This is a genomic window from Azospirillum sp. UENF 312511 (assembly GCF_058780635.1).
In genome coordinates this window covers 235,001-249,006 of record NZ_JBSNCG010000001.1, presented here as the reverse complement: position 1 = coordinate 249,006, position 14,006 = coordinate 235,001, and the positions used below count along the sequence as shown (strand labels likewise).

Sequence of the window (14,006 nt, the reverse complement as noted above, 5' to 3'; positions counted from 1 at the left end):
CTTACGCCACTCCGATCTTCTCGACGTTCACGAGGAACGCCTTGTATTCCGGGGTCTGGGTGTTGCAGTCGCCGACGGCGGGCGGCAGCGTGTTGGACAGGAAGCCCTTCTTGGCCACCGTCTCCCAGCCCCAGTGCAGGGGGATGCCGATCTGGTGGACGGTGCGGCCCGCCACCTTCAGGGCCTTGATGCGCTTGGTCACCACCGCCTTGGCCTTGATGTGGCCGCGCTTGGAGGAGACCTGGACCCAGTCGCCGGCCTGGATGCCCTTCTCCGCCGCCAGAGTCTCGCCGATCTCCACGAACTGCTCCGGCTGGGCGATGGCGTTCAGCCGCACGCTCTTGGTCCAGAACTGGAAATGCTCGGTCAGGCGGTAGGTGGTGCCGACATAGGGGAACTGGTCATGGGTGCCCAGCCGCTCGCGGTCGGCCTTGAAGATGCGCACCGCCGGGCTGCTGACCACCTTCGGGTGCAGCGGGTTGGTGCCGAGCGGGCTTTCCATCGGCTCGTAATGCTCGGGGAACGGACCGTCCACCAGCTTGTCGGTGCAGAACAGCCGCCCGACGCCCTCCGGGTTCATGATGAAGGGGTTCATCCCGTCGGCCGGCGGCGAGTCCACCTTGAAGTCCGGCACGTCGGCGCCCGCCCAGGCGGTGCCGTTCCACGCGATCAGATTGCGCTTGGGGTCCCAGGGCTTGCCCGACGGGTCGCAGGAGGCGCGGTTGTAGATGATGCGGCGGTTGGCCGGCCACGCCCAGGCCCAGCCCGGCGTGTTGCCGAGACCCGCGTCGGTGTTGTCGCGCCGGGCCATCTGGTTGCCCGCCTGCGTCCAGCTGCCGGCGAAGATCCAGCAGGCGCTCATCGTCGTGCCGTCGTCGCGCAGCAGGGCGAAGTTGGGAAGCTGCTCCCCCTTGCGGGCCAGGAACTTCGTCGGGTCCTTGGGGTCGGGGATGTCGGCCAGCGCGCGGCCGTTCATCTCCTTCGCCAGTTCCTCCGGCGTCGGCTCCAGCGGGTTCTTGTAGGGCCAGGAGAGGTTGAGGATCGGCTCCGGCGCGGTGCCGCCCTCCTTGGCGTAGAGGGTGCGGACGGCCATGAACAGCTCGGCCAGGATCTCCTGGTCGGTCTTCGCCTCGCCCGGCGGGTTGGCGCCCTTCCAGTGCCACTGCAGCCAGCGCGAGGAATTGACGATGGCGCCGTCCTCCTCGGCGAAGCAGGTGGAGGGCAGGCGGAACACCTCGGTCTTGATCGACGCCGTGTCGACCTCGTTGACCTCGCCGTGGTTCTGCCAGAAGGAGGCGGTCTCCGTGGCGATCGGATCGATCACCACCATGTATTTCAGCTTGGCGAAGTCCGCCGCCGTCTTGCGTGCGTCCGGGAAGGAGGTCAGCGGGTTGAAGCCCTGGACGATGAAGCCGTTGACCTTGCCGTTGTGCATCAGGTCCATGACCTGGAGCACGTCGTACATCCTGTCCCACTTGGGCAGCCAGTCGTAACCCCAGTTGTTCTCCGCCGTCGCCTTGTCGCCCCAGAACCACTTCAGCAGGCTGACGAAGAATTTCGGCGTGTTGGCCCAGAAGTTGAGCTGGCCCGGCGCCTGCGCCTTCGGCGCGGTCTTGGCGATGTAGTCGGCGAAGGTCGGATGCGCCTTCTCCGACGGCAGGGTCAGATAGCCCGGCAGGTTGGTGGACAGCAGGCCAAGGTCCGACAGGCCCTGGATGTTGGAGTGGCCGCGCAGGGCGTTCACGCCGCCGCCCGGCATGCCGATGTTGCCCAGCAGGAGCTGGATCATCGCCATGGTGCGGATGTTCTGGGCACCCACCGTGTGCTGCGTCCAGCCCAGCGCGTAGAGGATCGTGCCGACCCGGTCGCGCACCGCCGTGGAGCCGAGATGCTGGCAGACGCGCAGGAAGCCGTCCTTCGGCGTGCCGGTCAGATCCTCGACCAGCTCCGGCGTGTAGCGCGCGTAGTGGGCCTTCATCAGGTTCCACACGCAGCGCGGATGCTGGAGCGTCGGGTCGGTCTTCGCCGTGTTCCCGTCCGCCTCGACCTCGTAGTTCCAAGACGAGCGGTCGTACTGGCCCTTGGCCGCGTCGTAGCCGCTGAACAGTCCGTCCTCGAACCCGTAGCCCTCCTTCACAATGTAGGCGGCGTTGGTGTAGGCGCGGACATAGTCCCACTGGATCTTATCGTTGGCGACCAGCCAGTTGATGACGCCGCCCAGGAACACGATGTCGGAGCCGGCGCGGATCGGCAGATACTCGTCGGCCACCGCGGCGGAGCGGTTGTAGCGCGGATCGACGACGACGATGCGCGCGCCGCGCTTCTTCGCCTCGACCGCCCACTTGAAGCCGACCGGGTGTGCCTCCGCCGGGTTGCCGCCCATGATCAGGATGAAGTCGGCGTTGGAGATGTCCACCCACGTGTTGGTCATCGCCCCGCGCCCGAAGGTCGAAGCCAGCGCCGACACGGTCGGGCCGTGGCAGACGCGGGCCTGCGCGTCGGTGCCGACGATGCCCAGCGAGCGCATGACCTTCTGCGTCAGGATGCCCGTCTCGTTGGACGAGGCCGAGGCGGTCAGCATGGCGGTGGACAGCCAGCGGTTCACCGTCACGCCGTCGGCGGTCTTGGTGACGAAGTTGGCGTCGCGGTCGTCCTTGATGTGGCGGGCGATGCGCTCGATCGCCTCATGCCAGGAGATGCGCTTCCAGCTGTTGGAGCCGGCCTCGCGGACCTCCGGGTACTTCAGGCGGTTCGGGCTGTGGATGAAGTCCAGCAGGCCGGCGCCCTTCGGGCAGAGCGAGCCGCGGCTGACCGGATGGTCGGGGTCGCCCTCGATGTGGATGATCTCGGCCTTGGCGTTCTTGGCGCCGTCGCCCAGGCTGTACATCAGCAGGCCGCAGCCGACCGAGCAGTAGGGGCAGGTGTTGCGGATCTCCTTGGCGCGGGCGAGGCGGAACTGGCGCACCTCGGCCAGCGCCTCGGACGGCAGGAAGCCCAGAACCCCCATGCTGGAGGCGGCGAGACCGCCCGCCGTGACCTTCAAGAACTGCCGCCGTGATACCTGCATGGGTGTGATGGGCATGAAACCTCCCTGATGTCGGCCCTGGTGTCAGGATGTGCCGGCCCGGCGCTTGAGCGCCTGGAGCCGGTGGCGCCGCACCGTCCGGGGTGACCCGGCCGGAGTAGCGCATCCCCCAAAGGGCAGATTCCGTGCCAGCCGGGGTCTGTGGCGGAACGCGGTGCGTTTGCTGGGGCGGACGGACGGAACGGCCATGCCCGCACCGCTCTGAGGGACATTTTGTCCAGCCGGCGATGGACAAAATGTCCCTAACGTTTGTGTGGAGGACAATCTGTCGGGGGTGGGAGCAGCTAAAATCCCCTCTCCCCTCCGGGGAGAGGGTTAGGGTGAGGGGGTTTCGCTTATGCCGAACCTACCGCCACGCGCATCCCCCTCACCCGGCCCTTCGGGCCACCCTCTCCCCGGCGGGGAGAGGGCTTTTCGTCCCCCTGGCACCGTTCTTGCGCTGTGCTATCCCTTCCGACTGTTCGTGATCCGTGACCGGGAAAGCCACCATGACCGTCTCCTCCTCCGACGCCCTGATTTCCGAAGCGGCGATGTCCGAAGCGACTGCCGCCGCCATGGCCGCCGCTGGTCTGGTGCCGGGCCAGTCGCCGGCCCCGCTGCGCCTGCCCGACGCGGCGATCTTCGCCCAGCGGGCGGCGCGCCTGCGCGCGCTGGCGGCGGGGCACGCCATGGGCGACTGGCTGCGCTTCGTCGCCACGCTGGCCGACGCCCAGGCGGCGGTGGCCGCCACCCCCGCCACCCTGCCGCCGGAGGAGCAGTGGGCCGCCGACCTGCGCGCCCTGGCCGCCCGGCTGGACAGCCTGCCCGGCGGCGCGCGCGACGCCCTGACCGCTCTGGCCGCGTCCGACGCTGACACCCTGGAGGCGCTGGCCGGGCGCTGGGCCGGCGACGCGCTGGAGGACGGCGACCTCGCCGCAGCACCCTTCCTCGCCGCGGCCTTCCAGACCGCCTGGACGCGCCACGCCGCGGCACTCGACCCGGCGTCGGTGACCACCCACGCCACCGCAACCGCCTGCCCGGTCTGCGGCGGCGCGCCGGTCGCCGGCGTGTTGCAGGTCGGCATGGAGAGCGGCGGCCTGCGCTATCTCCATTGCGGGATCTGCCACACCGCTTGGCACCATGTGCGCTCGTCCTGCGTGGCCTGCGGCGACGGCAAGGACGTCTCCCAGCGCTTCGTCGAAGGGGCGGACGGCACGGAGGCCAACGGCGCGGTGCGGGCGGAGACCTGCGACGCCTGCCACAGCTATCTGAAGCTGCTGTTCCTGGAGAAGGCGCCGGACCTCGACCCGGTGGCCGACGACCTCGCCACCCTGGCGCTCGACCTGCTGCTGGGCGAGGAGGAGTACCGGCGCATCGGCGTCAACCCGTTCCTGGCGGTTGCGGGGTAAGGGGGTAAAGGACCGGTCAGCCTTTCAATTACCCACAAGCTGCGGCGCGATCTCCGAACCCAATGCAATGTCGATCAGGCGAGACATGCCCCGCCACATGACAGTGTTTCCCGGTGGTGGATCACCGCCGCGAGCGAGATAGCCGCCGAGCTTGGCGACTTTGGTGAGATAGATGCCCAGGGTGTTGCTGCCGGGCGTGGTTGGAGCCTTGTTCGGGATCAGGAAAATGAGGATCTTCTGCTCGCGCTCGGTGAAGACGATCCCTGCGTCAATGTCCGGCGCCGATCGGTTGATCATCGTTAGCCAGAAGACCCGCCAACTCACCAAGCAGTAGACGGCGATCAACTTCACCAAACGGTCGGCGCTTCGCAGGCGCGCCTCTTCCGCCTTACAGCCTGACTTCAGGATTTTGTGAAACAACTCGATCTTCCACCTCACCGAATACCAACAGAGCTTCTCAATGGCGTCCTCGTTCGAGAGGACGGGCAGATCGGTGAGGAGCTTCCAATCAATGCGCGGCCGGTCGGCGGGCGCGTCACGTTCTCGGGCACGCAGGACCGTCAGGGAGAGGGCCGGATAGCGTTTCTGCTTTCCGACCGGCGGCAAAATCCGCAGGCTACGGTAGGTCAGTTCGACCTTCGCCGTGTCGAGGTGACCTTTGCCATCTCGGACAGCAACGGCATGCACGCCTTGGACGGCGACCTCATCCATCACGGCGTCGACGGTCGTATCGCCACCAAGGGCGAGCCGATCGACGCAGGTTCGCACCAGGAAATGCGTGCCCATCTTCTGAGCCAGGCAAAACAGCTCGTAGATGTCGCTTTCGCGATCGCCGACGTGGATGCAGCGTCCCGGATCACCGAACAGTTCCGTGGTCCGGCGCAGGTTCTCCAGCCAGCGGACACTCTCCTTCTGCTCGATGGGAACCCGCGTTGGGTTGATCCTTCTCTTGAGGGCGGCGGTTCCCTTGAACTTGCTCCGGGTCCAGAACTTGACCGCGCCGAGCCCAAGGGGCAGACCCTCGGTCGTGACCGCCAAACTGGCGTGCATCAACAGCCCACACACGGTGTGCATGCGGAACCGGCCCTCCTCGTCCTGACCACTGTTGACCCGGACGGTCTGGCCGATCTTCTCGGGATGCTCACGCTGGAAGGAGAACTCCGTGGTGTCCTGAATGGCCAGGATGGGGCCGGAGGCCGCGGCGACCCGCTGGCGCGTCGAATCGAAGTGGCCGGAGAGGATGTCCGCGTCGCTCACCCGCTCGTTGGCGAAGAACCGGTAGGCCGCCTTGGTGTTGGCCCAGTCCTGGCAGGCCAGGGGAATGCTGTCGCCCATCGCCCCGGCCATCTGATCGAGCAACGTGCCCAAGCGTCGCCCCAGCCGCTCGTCGGCAAAGTGGCAGCCAGCGAGTTCATTGTCGATCCAGGCGTTGGTTCCCGTGGCCATCGGCACCTCCCGAACATCGTGCGATGTCAACAGGCCGTGGATTGCCCGCGTTCGAGGTGGAGACTGCCGTCACCAGCGGTGCTGCCGGATGTGGGTAATTGAAAGCCGGTCAGCCCCCCGCGGTGATCCGCTGGGCGGCGAAGAAGGGCGCGGTCGGCTGGTCGGAATAGACGGCCTGCCGCCGCAGCCACAGGGTGAAGCGGGTGCCGCGCCCCGGAACGCTCTCCACCGTGATCCGCCCGCCGTAGCGCTGGACGATGGCGTAGCTGATCGACAGGCCGAGCCCCGTCCCGGTCTGCTTCTTGGTGGTGAAGAAGGGGTCGAAGATGCGGGCCAGATCGCCCGCCGCGATGCCGTGGCCGGTGTCCTCGACCCCCACCAGCACCCCTTCGAACGGCTCCGCCCCGGGCAGGCGCTCGTCCGGGCCGATGTCGCGGCTGTCCAGAGTCAGGCGGCCGCCCTCCGGCATCGCCTGCATGGCGTTGACGATCAGGTTGATGAGCACCTGCTGAAGCTCGCCGCGGTTCATCTCCACCGGGCCGCCCGCCCGCGTCTCCAGCGTCACCACGACCCGCGCCCGGTTCAGGTTGTGCCGGGTCAGCACCAGACAGTCGGACAGCACGCCGTTCACGTCGGTCGGCTCGGCGTAGCCGGCGAAGTCGCCGGGCCGGGCGAATTGCAGCAGCTTGGTCACGATGGCGTGGATGCGCCGGGTCTGCTCGTCGATCAGCCGGACCTCCTGGCGCACCGGCTCGATCCCGTCGCCCAGCACCTCGCGCAGCAGGTCGAGGTTGCCCTGGATCACCGCGACCGGGTTGTTGATCTCGTGCGCCACCCCGGCGGTCAGCTCGCCGATGGCGGTCAGCTTCTCGTTCATCACCAGCTGCTGCTGGGCGCGGCGCAGCGTGGCATTCGCCTCCTCCAGCGCGGCCGTGCGCAGGGCCACCTTGCGGTCCAGCTCCTCGGCGGAGCGCTGAAGCTCCCACCGCCGCGCCGCCACGGAGTCCAGCAGATGGTCGAAGGCGCGGGCCAGCCGCCCCAGCTCGTCCCGGCTGGCGGTCGGGCCGATGCGCGCGGAATCCTCGCCCCTCTCGATGCGTACGATGACGCCGGCCATGCGCTCCAGCGGGCGGAAGATGGCCCGCGCGCCACGCAGGCCGACCAGCGTCCCCAGCCCCGACACCAGCAGGAACAGCAGGAACAGCCCGGCCAGCGCCTTGTACAACGTGTCGCGCAACGGCGATTCCAGGAACCCGACATAGAGCATGCCGATCCGCCGCCCGGCGGTGTCGCTCAGCGGCTGATAGCCCGACACATAAGTGTCGTTGACCACGAAGGCCGAGCCCAGCCACGGCTCGCCGCGGTCCAGCACCTTGTCCGCCACCGCCTGCGACGCCCGGGTGCCCAGCGCCCGCTGCCCTTCGAACAGCCGGACGTTGGTGGCGATGCGGGTGTCGCCCAGGAACAGCGTGGCGGTGCCCTGGCTGCCCAGCGGCAGCGAGGCGTCCTGATAGACGATGGTGTTCAGCCGGTCCACGATGCCCTGGTTGCCGTTCAGCAGCACCCCGCCTTCCAGCACCCCCAGCAGCCGCCCATCCGGCCCGTCGAAGGGAATGGCGACCTGGACCACCAGCCCGCGGTCCTCGGCCCCATGATTTTCGACATTGCGCGGATCGGGCCGGGCGGCGCGGGTCGGCACCAGCGGCGTGTGGGCGGCCCGGCGCAGCGCCGGGTTCAGCGCCTCCAGCTCCGCCGGGGCGAAAACCTCCAGCCCGTGCTGCGCGTAGCCGTGCAGCGCCTCGCGCACCACCGACCAGCCGCTGCGGTCCGCCGGGACGGCGAAGGACCCGCCCGCCCGCACCATGCCCCCGGCGTCGAGCAGCAGCAGATAATCCAGACCGTGTTCTTCCGCCTCCTCGTCGAGCAGCCGGCGCAGATCGGCGGGAGTCCCGCGTTCCAGAACCCCACGCTCCAGCAAAAGGGCCAGCCGGTGGGAGGTCGCCACCCCCTCCAACCCGTTGCGCAGCGACATCTGCACCCGGTCGAAGAACTGCCGCGCCGTCCCCAGGTCGGAGCTGACCTTGTTGACCAGAAGCTGGTCGTAGCCCTGCGTCCCCCAGGCCCAGACGATCATCAGCAGAACCGGCGCGCCGACCAGCAGCGGCGCCAGCACCAGCGCCAGCAGCTTGAGCCGCACCGACTCCGCGTAGGCCGTCGCCAGCCGCTTCAGCATATTGGGCTGGGGCGGATTGGGGCGAGGCGCCGGAGATGGGGGCGTCACACCCCCCATTCCACGCATTTCCGGTCCAGCGTCTTGCGCGACACGCCCAGCAGGTCGGCGGCGCGCGTCTTGCTGCCGTCGCAGCGCGCCAGCACGGTCAGGATGTGGCGCTTCTCCACCTCAGCCAGCGGCAGCACGTCATTGTCGCCGTCCATGCGGACGTGGCGGACCGGACAGGGCGCGCAGGGCGGGTTGCCGGCCACCGCGGCGGCGCACAGGCTGGGGTCCGCGGCCAAGCCGGCCTCCACCGCTGCGGCGTTGGCGGTGTCCAGATCGTCGAGCGGGAATTCGCCGAGCAGCAGCGACCGCTCCACGAAGTTGCGCAGCTCGCGCACGTTGCCGGGCCAGGAATGGCACATCAGCGCCCGCGTCACCTCCGGCGTCAGGGTCAGCGGCGGCACGGCCAGCCGCGCCGGCAGGAAGCGCATGAACAACGCGGCCAGCTCCGGCACGTCCACCGCGCGCTGGCGCAGCGGCGGGATGGTCAGCGTCATCACCTCCAGCCGGTAGAACAGGTCCGGGCGGAAGCGCCCCGCCGCGGCCTCCGCCTTCAGGTCACGGTTGGTGGCGGTGACCACGCGGACGTCCACCGGCACCTCCTGCTCGCTGCCGACCGGGCGGATGCGCCGCTCCTCCAGAACGCGCAGCAGCTTGGATTGCAACGTCAGCGACAGCTCGCCGATCTCGTCCAGGAACAGCGTGCCGCCGTGGGCGTAGTAGAACAGCCCCTTGCGCGCGTCCTTGGCCCCGGTGAAGGCGCCGCGGGCGTGGCCGAACAGCTCCGCCTCGATCAGGTCGGCGGAGATCGCCGCGCAATTCACCGCTACGAAGGGCCGGTCGGCGCGCGGCGACAGGTCGTGCAGCGCGCGGGCGACCAGCTCCTTGCCCACGCCGGACTCCCCCTGGATCAGCACGGTGGACGGGGTCGGCGCCACCCGCTGGACCAGCGAGCGCAGCCGCATCATGGCGTCCGACCGCCCGACGATCTCGTCGCGCCCGTTGTCCTTCTTCGACAGCTGCCGGCGCAGCACATAGTTCTCGCGGGTCAGCCGGGTGCGCTCGACACAGCGGTCGATGGAGTTCAGGATCTGCTCGACCCGGAAGGGCTTCAGCACGAAATCCGCGGCGCCGGAGCGCAGGGCGTCGATGGCCGTGTCCATATCGGCGAAGGCGGTGACCAGGATCACCTCGCCGACATACCCGCCGGCCATCAGCTCCTTCAGCCAGTCCAGCCCCGAGCGGCCCGGCAGGGCGACGTCGAGGATGATCACCTCGGCGTGGATGCGCTCCAGCTTCTGGGCGCCCTCCTCGGCGCTGCCCGCCACCTCGACCCGCCAGCCGCGCCGCTCCAGCGCGCGCGACAGGAAGCTGCAAATCCCCTCCTCGTCGTCCACCACGAGGATGGAGGGCTTCGCCTGATCCTCCATTCGGCCCCCTTCCGGCGCGCTGCGGTCGGGCGGGGCGGAGACTGGAGCGGTCATGGTCATCACTGTGCACTCGGCGGCGGAAAGCCCCTCAGTCTAAGGGACCGCAACCAGGGCGAGCCAGTGATTTCCGAAATCCGGAATAGTCCCAGCGTCCCGCTTGGACAACCGCGCCGCGCCATGCGACGCTCCCCCGCTCATCGCACAGACCGGGAGCCGACTATGACGGACACCAGCGGATCATTCGTCCATGCCGGACCGCGCATCGCCGACACCGGCATCGGTGATGCCGAATGGCAGGCCCGGATCGATCTCGCCGCCGCCTACCGTCTGGTCGCCGAACGCGGCTGGGACGACCTGATCTACACACACATTTCGCTGGCCGTGCCGGGGGAGCCGGGGCGCTTCCTCATCAACCCCTTCGGCCTGTCCTTCGACGAGGTGACCGCGTCCAACCTCGTGAAGATCGACATCCACGGCGCCATCATCAGCGACAGCCCCCACTCGGTGAACGCCACCGGCTTCGTCATCCATGGCGCCGTCCATGCGGCGCGCGAAGACGCGCGTTGCGTCATGCACCTCCACAACGAGGCGGCGGTGGCGGTGTCGATGCTGAAGGACGGGCTCCTCCCGCTGTCCCAGCACGCCCTGCGCTTCTACCGCGACCTCGCCTACCATCGGTACGAAGGGCTGGCCCTAACCGACAGCGAGAAGGTCCGCCTCGTCGCCAATCTCGGCACCCGCCGGGCAATGCTGCTCCACAACCACGGCAGTCTGGTGACCGGGCGCACGGTGGCGGAGGCGTTCTGCCTGATGGACATGCTGGACAAGGCCTGCCGGATGCAGCTCGCCGCGCAGGCCACCGGCGCGGAACTTGTGTCGCCAGCACCGGAGCTGTGCGACAAGACCTACCGGCAGCTCACCGCCGATCCGGAGCCCGAAGGCGAACTGGAATGGCCGGCGCTGCTGCGACGCCTGGACCGGCGCTGCCCGGACTACAAAAACTGAGCTTTCCGGACCGTGGTCCGCAACAGAGGGGATGGAACGACGATGCCGCTGATCAATGTTCAGCTTTTCGAAGGCCGCACGCTGGAGCAGAAGCGCGCCTACGCCAAGGCGCTCACCGACGCCTCGGTCGCGGTGCTCGGCTGCAGCCCGGAGGCGGTCGATGTCATCTTCCACGACGTGAAGAAGAGCGATTGGGCCAGCGGCGGCAAGCTGTGGTCCGACCCCGAGTGACATCCACTTCCCGGACGCCCATGGGAAGCGCTGCTCATCCCATGGGCATCCGGACAAAAAACAGGCAGACCAATAAACAGGCAGACCAACCCCTGGCCTGCGTTCAAACCGCACCCACCGTCTTGCCCGTGAGACGGTAAACCGCGGTGGCGACCGCTCGGTCCTCGCTGTCACCGACCTCCATGCGCCGGTCGATGTAGTTGCCGAGAAACTCGACCAGCGCGTCGCGGGTAACCGACTGCACCCACTGGCCATGCCGGCCATAGGCTTGCAGCGTCCAGAATTCCGAGGCCATCAGCGCCGAGCGGACGGATTTGGACGAGCCGTCCCAATGCGACCACAGAAAGTCGATGGCACTCTGAGCGACCGTAATCACCAAACCGGCATTGATTCCGCGTGACGCCATCGTAGTCTCCCTCTCAGCTTGCCGAGCGGACGCTCGTGAACGGAACTCGTTCAGCAAAAGCAATGCCAGGGAGACCGAAACAAAGAGCCGTACCTCGTTCGGATGCGATTCGCCGGAAATCCAGACCAGACACGGGAGGAGTGGCCATGAACGCGCAAGAAGAGCAACGGGCGCGCGACGCGCTGAAATGCATCGACCGCGATCTCGACGCGCTCGACATCCAGATCGCCGCCTTGCAGGCGCGGCAACGATCCGGGACCTCCCTCGACCAATACATCCGCGTCCGCGACGCCCTGCTGACCGAGGCCCAGACGATCCTGACCCAACTCGATCGCCGCCCCGGCAACCAATCCCCACCCCCATAATCCCCTCCCCCGCGGAGCGGGGGAGGGTTAGGGAGGGGGCCCGCAGCGATACCCCAAACACAACGAAAAGCCGGCGCTTCCCCCAGGGGAAAGCGCCGGCCTTGCCGTTCATGAAGCCGATTGTCAAGTGTGTCTGAAGCCTTGCTGCGTCCACGTCCGTGTTGGTTTGGCGTGTGCCGTGGTGACCTGGCGGCGACCTACTCTCCCACGTCTTAAGACGCAGTACCATCGGCGCTGAGGCGTTTCACGGCCGAGTTCGGAATGGGATCGGGTGTTGGGAGCCCCGCCATGACCACCAGGTCACCAAGGCACACGCGAACCATCCGGACAGGGACGGCAGAGGTTTGGTTTGAGCGAGGACGTTTGCTCTTGTTCTTGCGGTGTTGGCTCGTGCGCCCAGGGCTTGCCGCTGCGCGCGGGCCGCCTGCTGGGAAGGATCAAGCCGATCGAGCGATTAGTAAGGCTCAGCTTCAGGCGTTGCCGCCCGTCCACATGCCTCCTATCGACGTGATGGTCTGTCACGGCTCTCAAGGGAGTTCTGGTTTAGAGGTGGGTTTCCCGCTTAGATGCTTTCAGCGGTTATCCCGTCCATACTTAGCTACCCGGCCATGCCACTGGCGTGACAACCGGTGCACCAGAGGTATGTCCATCCCGGTCCTCTCGTACTAGGGACAGATCCTCGCAAAACTCCGACACCCACGGCAGATAGGGACCGAACTGTCTCACGACGTTCTAAACCCAGCTCACGTACCACTTTAATCGGCGAACAGCCGAACCCTTGGGACCTGCTCCAGCCCCAGGATGTGATGAGCCGACATCGAGGTGCCAAACGACTCCGTCGATATGGACTCTTGGGAGTCATCAGCCTGTTATCCCCGGCGTACCTTTTATCCGTTGAGCGATGGCCCGTCCACATGGAACCACCGGATCACTATGGCCGACTTTCGTCTCTGCTCGACTTGTCTGTCTTGCAGTCAGGCGGGCTTATGCCATTGCACTCGACGAGCGATTTCCGACCGCTCTGAGCCCACCATCGCGCGCCTCCGTTACACTTTGGGAGGCGACCGCCCCAGTCAAACTACCCGCCATGCAGGGTCCCGGCTCCGGATGAACGGAGCGCGGTTAGATGCCAGAGACCTCAAGGGTGGTATTTCAAGGATGGCTCCACCCGAGCTGGCGCCCGGGCTTCCTAGCCTCCCACCTATCCTACACATGAGATCCCTAGCACCACTGCAAAGCTGTAGTAAAGGTGCACGGGGTCTTTCCGTCTGACCGCGGGTACTCCGCATCTTCACGGAGAGTTCAATTTCGCTGAGTTGGTGTTGGAGACAGCGGGGAAGTCGTTACGCCATTCGTGCAGGTCGGAACTTACCCGACAAGGAATTTCGCTACCTTAGGACCGTTATAGTTACGGCCGCCGTTTACCGGGGCTTCAATTCGGAGCGTGAACCCCTCCTCTTAACCTTCCGGCACCGGGCAGGCGTCAGACCCTATACGTCGCCTTGTACGGCTTCGCAGAGCCCTGTGTTTTTAGTAAACAGTCGCCACCCCCTGGTCTGTGCCCCCCGCCATGGCTTGCGCCACAACGGGGCCCTCTTCTTCCGAAGTTACGAGGGCAATTTGCCGAGTTCCTTCAACACCATTCTCTCAAGCGCCTGGGTATACTCTACCAGTCCACCTGTGTCGGTTTGGGGTACGGTCTGATGCGGGGGCTGTTTCCTGGAACGGGTCCCCAGCCGGGCCAATCCGATAAGGCCCGACACGCTTTCCCATTCGTCACACACCCGCTGGCCCACGAATATTAACGTGGTTCCCATCGACTACGCCTTTCGGCCTCGCCTTAGGGGCCGGCTCACCCTGCGTGGATTAACCTTGCGCAGGAACCCTTGGACTTTCGGCGACAGTGTTTCTCACACTGTTTGTCGCTACTCATGTCAGCATTCTCACTTCCGATACCTCCAGGCACCCTCGCGGGGACCCTTCGCAGGCTTACGGAACGCTCCGCTACCACGTGATCCAGAGATCACATCCGCAGCTTCGGTACACGGCTTGAGCCCCGATACATTTTCGGCGCAGGCCGGCTTAACTAGACCAGTGAGCTATTACGCTTTCTTTAAAGGATGGCTGCTTCTAAGCCAACCTCCTGGTTGTCATGGCCTTCCCACATCCTTTCCCACTTAGCCGTGATTTGGGGACCTTAGCTGGCGGTCTGGGCTGTTTCCCTCTCGACGATGGACCTTAGCACCCACCGTCTGTCTGCCGGGCTGTGCTCCACGGTATTCGGAGTTTGGTTAGGTTTGGTAAGCCGCGAGGCCCCCTAGCCCATCCAGTGCTCTACCCCCGTGGGCAATCGCCCGACGCGCTACCTAAAT

Annotated in this window: 9 protein-coding genes and 2 rRNA genes (1 of these 11 cut by a window edge); 4 read left to right on the top strand and 7 right to left on the bottom strand. The window is 66.7% G+C overall.

Annotated elements, in window-relative coordinates; translation table 11 throughout:
• Position 1: 1 nt before the first annotated feature.
• A complete protein-coding gene (gene fdnG, locus ACWPN7_RS01180; protein ID WP_492273087.1) occupies positions 2 to 3,082 on the bottom strand; it encodes a formate dehydrogenase-N subunit alpha in 3,081 nt (1,026 codons plus the stop codon).
• A 491-nt stretch (positions 3,083 to 3,573) separates the two neighbouring features.
• Here fdnG and fdhE point away from each other — a divergent pair, with 491 nt between their 5' ends.
• Complete coding sequence (gene fdhE / locus ACWPN7_RS01175; RefSeq protein WP_459197747.1) at positions 3,574 to 4,473, top strand: formate dehydrogenase accessory protein FdhE; 900 nt, start codon at positions 3,574 to 3,576, stop codon at positions 4,471 to 4,473.
• A 24-nt stretch (positions 4,474 to 4,497) separates the two neighbouring features.
• Here the strand turns inward: fdhE and ACWPN7_RS01170 are convergent, their stop codons facing one another.
• The 3 genes from ACWPN7_RS01170 to ACWPN7_RS01160 form a co-directional block, all read right to left on the bottom strand.
• Positions 4,498 to 5,919: an IS4 family transposase gene (locus ACWPN7_RS01170; protein WP_492273086.1), complete on the bottom strand. Its 1,422-nt coding sequence runs from the start codon at positions 5,917 to 5,919 to the stop codon at positions 4,498 to 4,500.
• Positions 5,920 to 6,028: 109 nt separating this feature from the next.
• The gene (locus tag ACWPN7_RS01165) at positions 6,029 to 8,152 is read right to left on the bottom strand and encodes a cache domain-containing protein (protein ID WP_459198264.1); all 2,124 of its coding nucleotides are present in this window, start codon (positions 8,150 to 8,152) and stop codon (positions 6,029 to 6,031) included.
• A 44-nt stretch (positions 8,153 to 8,196) separates the two neighbouring features.
• Positions 8,197 to 9,687, bottom strand: coding sequence for a sigma-54-dependent transcriptional regulator (locus ACWPN7_RS01160; RefSeq protein ID WP_459198265.1), 1,491 nt, complete (start codon positions 9,685 to 9,687; stop codon positions 8,197 to 8,199).
• A gap of 159 nt (positions 9,688 to 9,846) precedes the next feature.
• Between ACWPN7_RS01160 and ACWPN7_RS01155 the strand changes: the two genes are divergently transcribed.
• Together ACWPN7_RS01155 and ACWPN7_RS01150 are read left to right on the top strand one after the other, a co-directional pair.
• Positions 9,847 to 10,632 (top strand): class II aldolase/adducin family protein, encoded by a 786-nt coding sequence (locus tag ACWPN7_RS01155; RefSeq protein ID WP_456526251.1) that lies wholly within the window; start codon positions 9,847 to 9,849, stop codon positions 10,630 to 10,632.
• Between the two features lie 42 nt (positions 10,633 to 10,674).
• Positions 10,675 to 10,863, top strand: coding sequence for a 4-oxalocrotonate tautomerase (locus ACWPN7_RS01150; protein WP_014197963.1), 189 nt, complete (start codon positions 10,675 to 10,677; stop codon positions 10,861 to 10,863).
• Positions 10,864 to 10,966: 103 nt separating this feature from the next.
• On the opposite strand, the gene ACWPN7_RS01145 is transcribed toward ACWPN7_RS01150, so the two are convergent.
• The gene (locus tag ACWPN7_RS01145) at positions 10,967 to 11,269 is read right to left on the bottom strand and encodes a hypothetical protein (protein WP_014197964.1); all 303 of its coding nucleotides are present in this window, start codon (positions 11,267 to 11,269) and stop codon (positions 10,967 to 10,969) included.
• 146 nt (positions 11,270 to 11,415) lie between these two features.
• Here ACWPN7_RS01145 and ACWPN7_RS01140 point away from each other — a divergent pair, with 146 nt between their 5' ends.
• On the top strand, positions 11,416 to 11,634 hold the full coding sequence (locus ACWPN7_RS01140; protein ID WP_040134730.1) for a hypothetical protein: 219 nt from the start codon (positions 11,416 to 11,418) through the stop codon (positions 11,632 to 11,634).
• A 184-nt stretch (positions 11,635 to 11,818) separates the two neighbouring features.
• Here ACWPN7_RS01140 and rrf read toward each other — a convergent pair.
• Both rrf and ACWPN7_RS01130 read right to left on the bottom strand, forming a co-directional pair.
• A 5S ribosomal RNA gene (gene rrf / locus ACWPN7_RS01135) occupies positions 11,819 to 11,934 on the bottom strand.
• A 133-nt stretch (positions 11,935 to 12,067) separates the two neighbouring features.
• Positions 12,068 to 14,006: ribosomal RNA gene (locus tag ACWPN7_RS01130) — 23S ribosomal RNA — on the bottom strand; it runs 809 nt beyond the window's last position.

What these genes read in the sequence shown, in the direction of transcription:
- fdnG (WP_492273087.1), bottom strand. Translation starts at nt 3,082, where the DNA reads ATGCCCATCACACCCATGCAGGTATCACGGCGGCAGTTCTTGAAGGTC.
- fdhE (WP_459197747.1), top strand. Translation starts at nt 3,574, where the DNA reads ATGACCGTCTCCTCCTCCGACGCCCTGATTTCCGAAGCGGCGATGTCC.
- ACWPN7_RS01170 (WP_492273086.1), bottom strand. Translation starts at nt 5,919, where the DNA reads ATGGCCACGGGAACCAACGCCTGGATCGACAATGAACTCGCTGGCTGC.
- ACWPN7_RS01165 (WP_459198264.1), bottom strand. Translation starts at nt 8,152, where the DNA reads ATGCTGAAGCGGCTGGCGACGGCCTACGCGGAGTCGGTGCGGCTCAAG.
- ACWPN7_RS01160 (WP_459198265.1), bottom strand. Translation starts at nt 9,687, where the DNA reads ATGACCATGACCGCTCCAGTCTCCGCCCCGCCCGACCGCAGCGCGCCG.
- ACWPN7_RS01155 (WP_456526251.1), top strand. Translation starts at nt 9,847, where the DNA reads ATGACGGACACCAGCGGATCATTCGTCCATGCCGGACCGCGCATCGCC.
- ACWPN7_RS01150 (WP_014197963.1), top strand. Translation starts at nt 10,675, where the DNA reads ATGCCGCTGATCAATGTTCAGCTTTTCGAAGGCCGCACGCTGGAGCAG.
- ACWPN7_RS01145 (WP_014197964.1), bottom strand. Translation starts at nt 11,269, where the DNA reads ATGGCGTCACGCGGAATCAATGCCGGTTTGGTGATTACGGTCGCTCAG.
- ACWPN7_RS01140 (WP_040134730.1), top strand. Translation starts at nt 11,416, where the DNA reads ATGAACGCGCAAGAAGAGCAACGGGCGCGCGACGCGCTGAAATGCATC.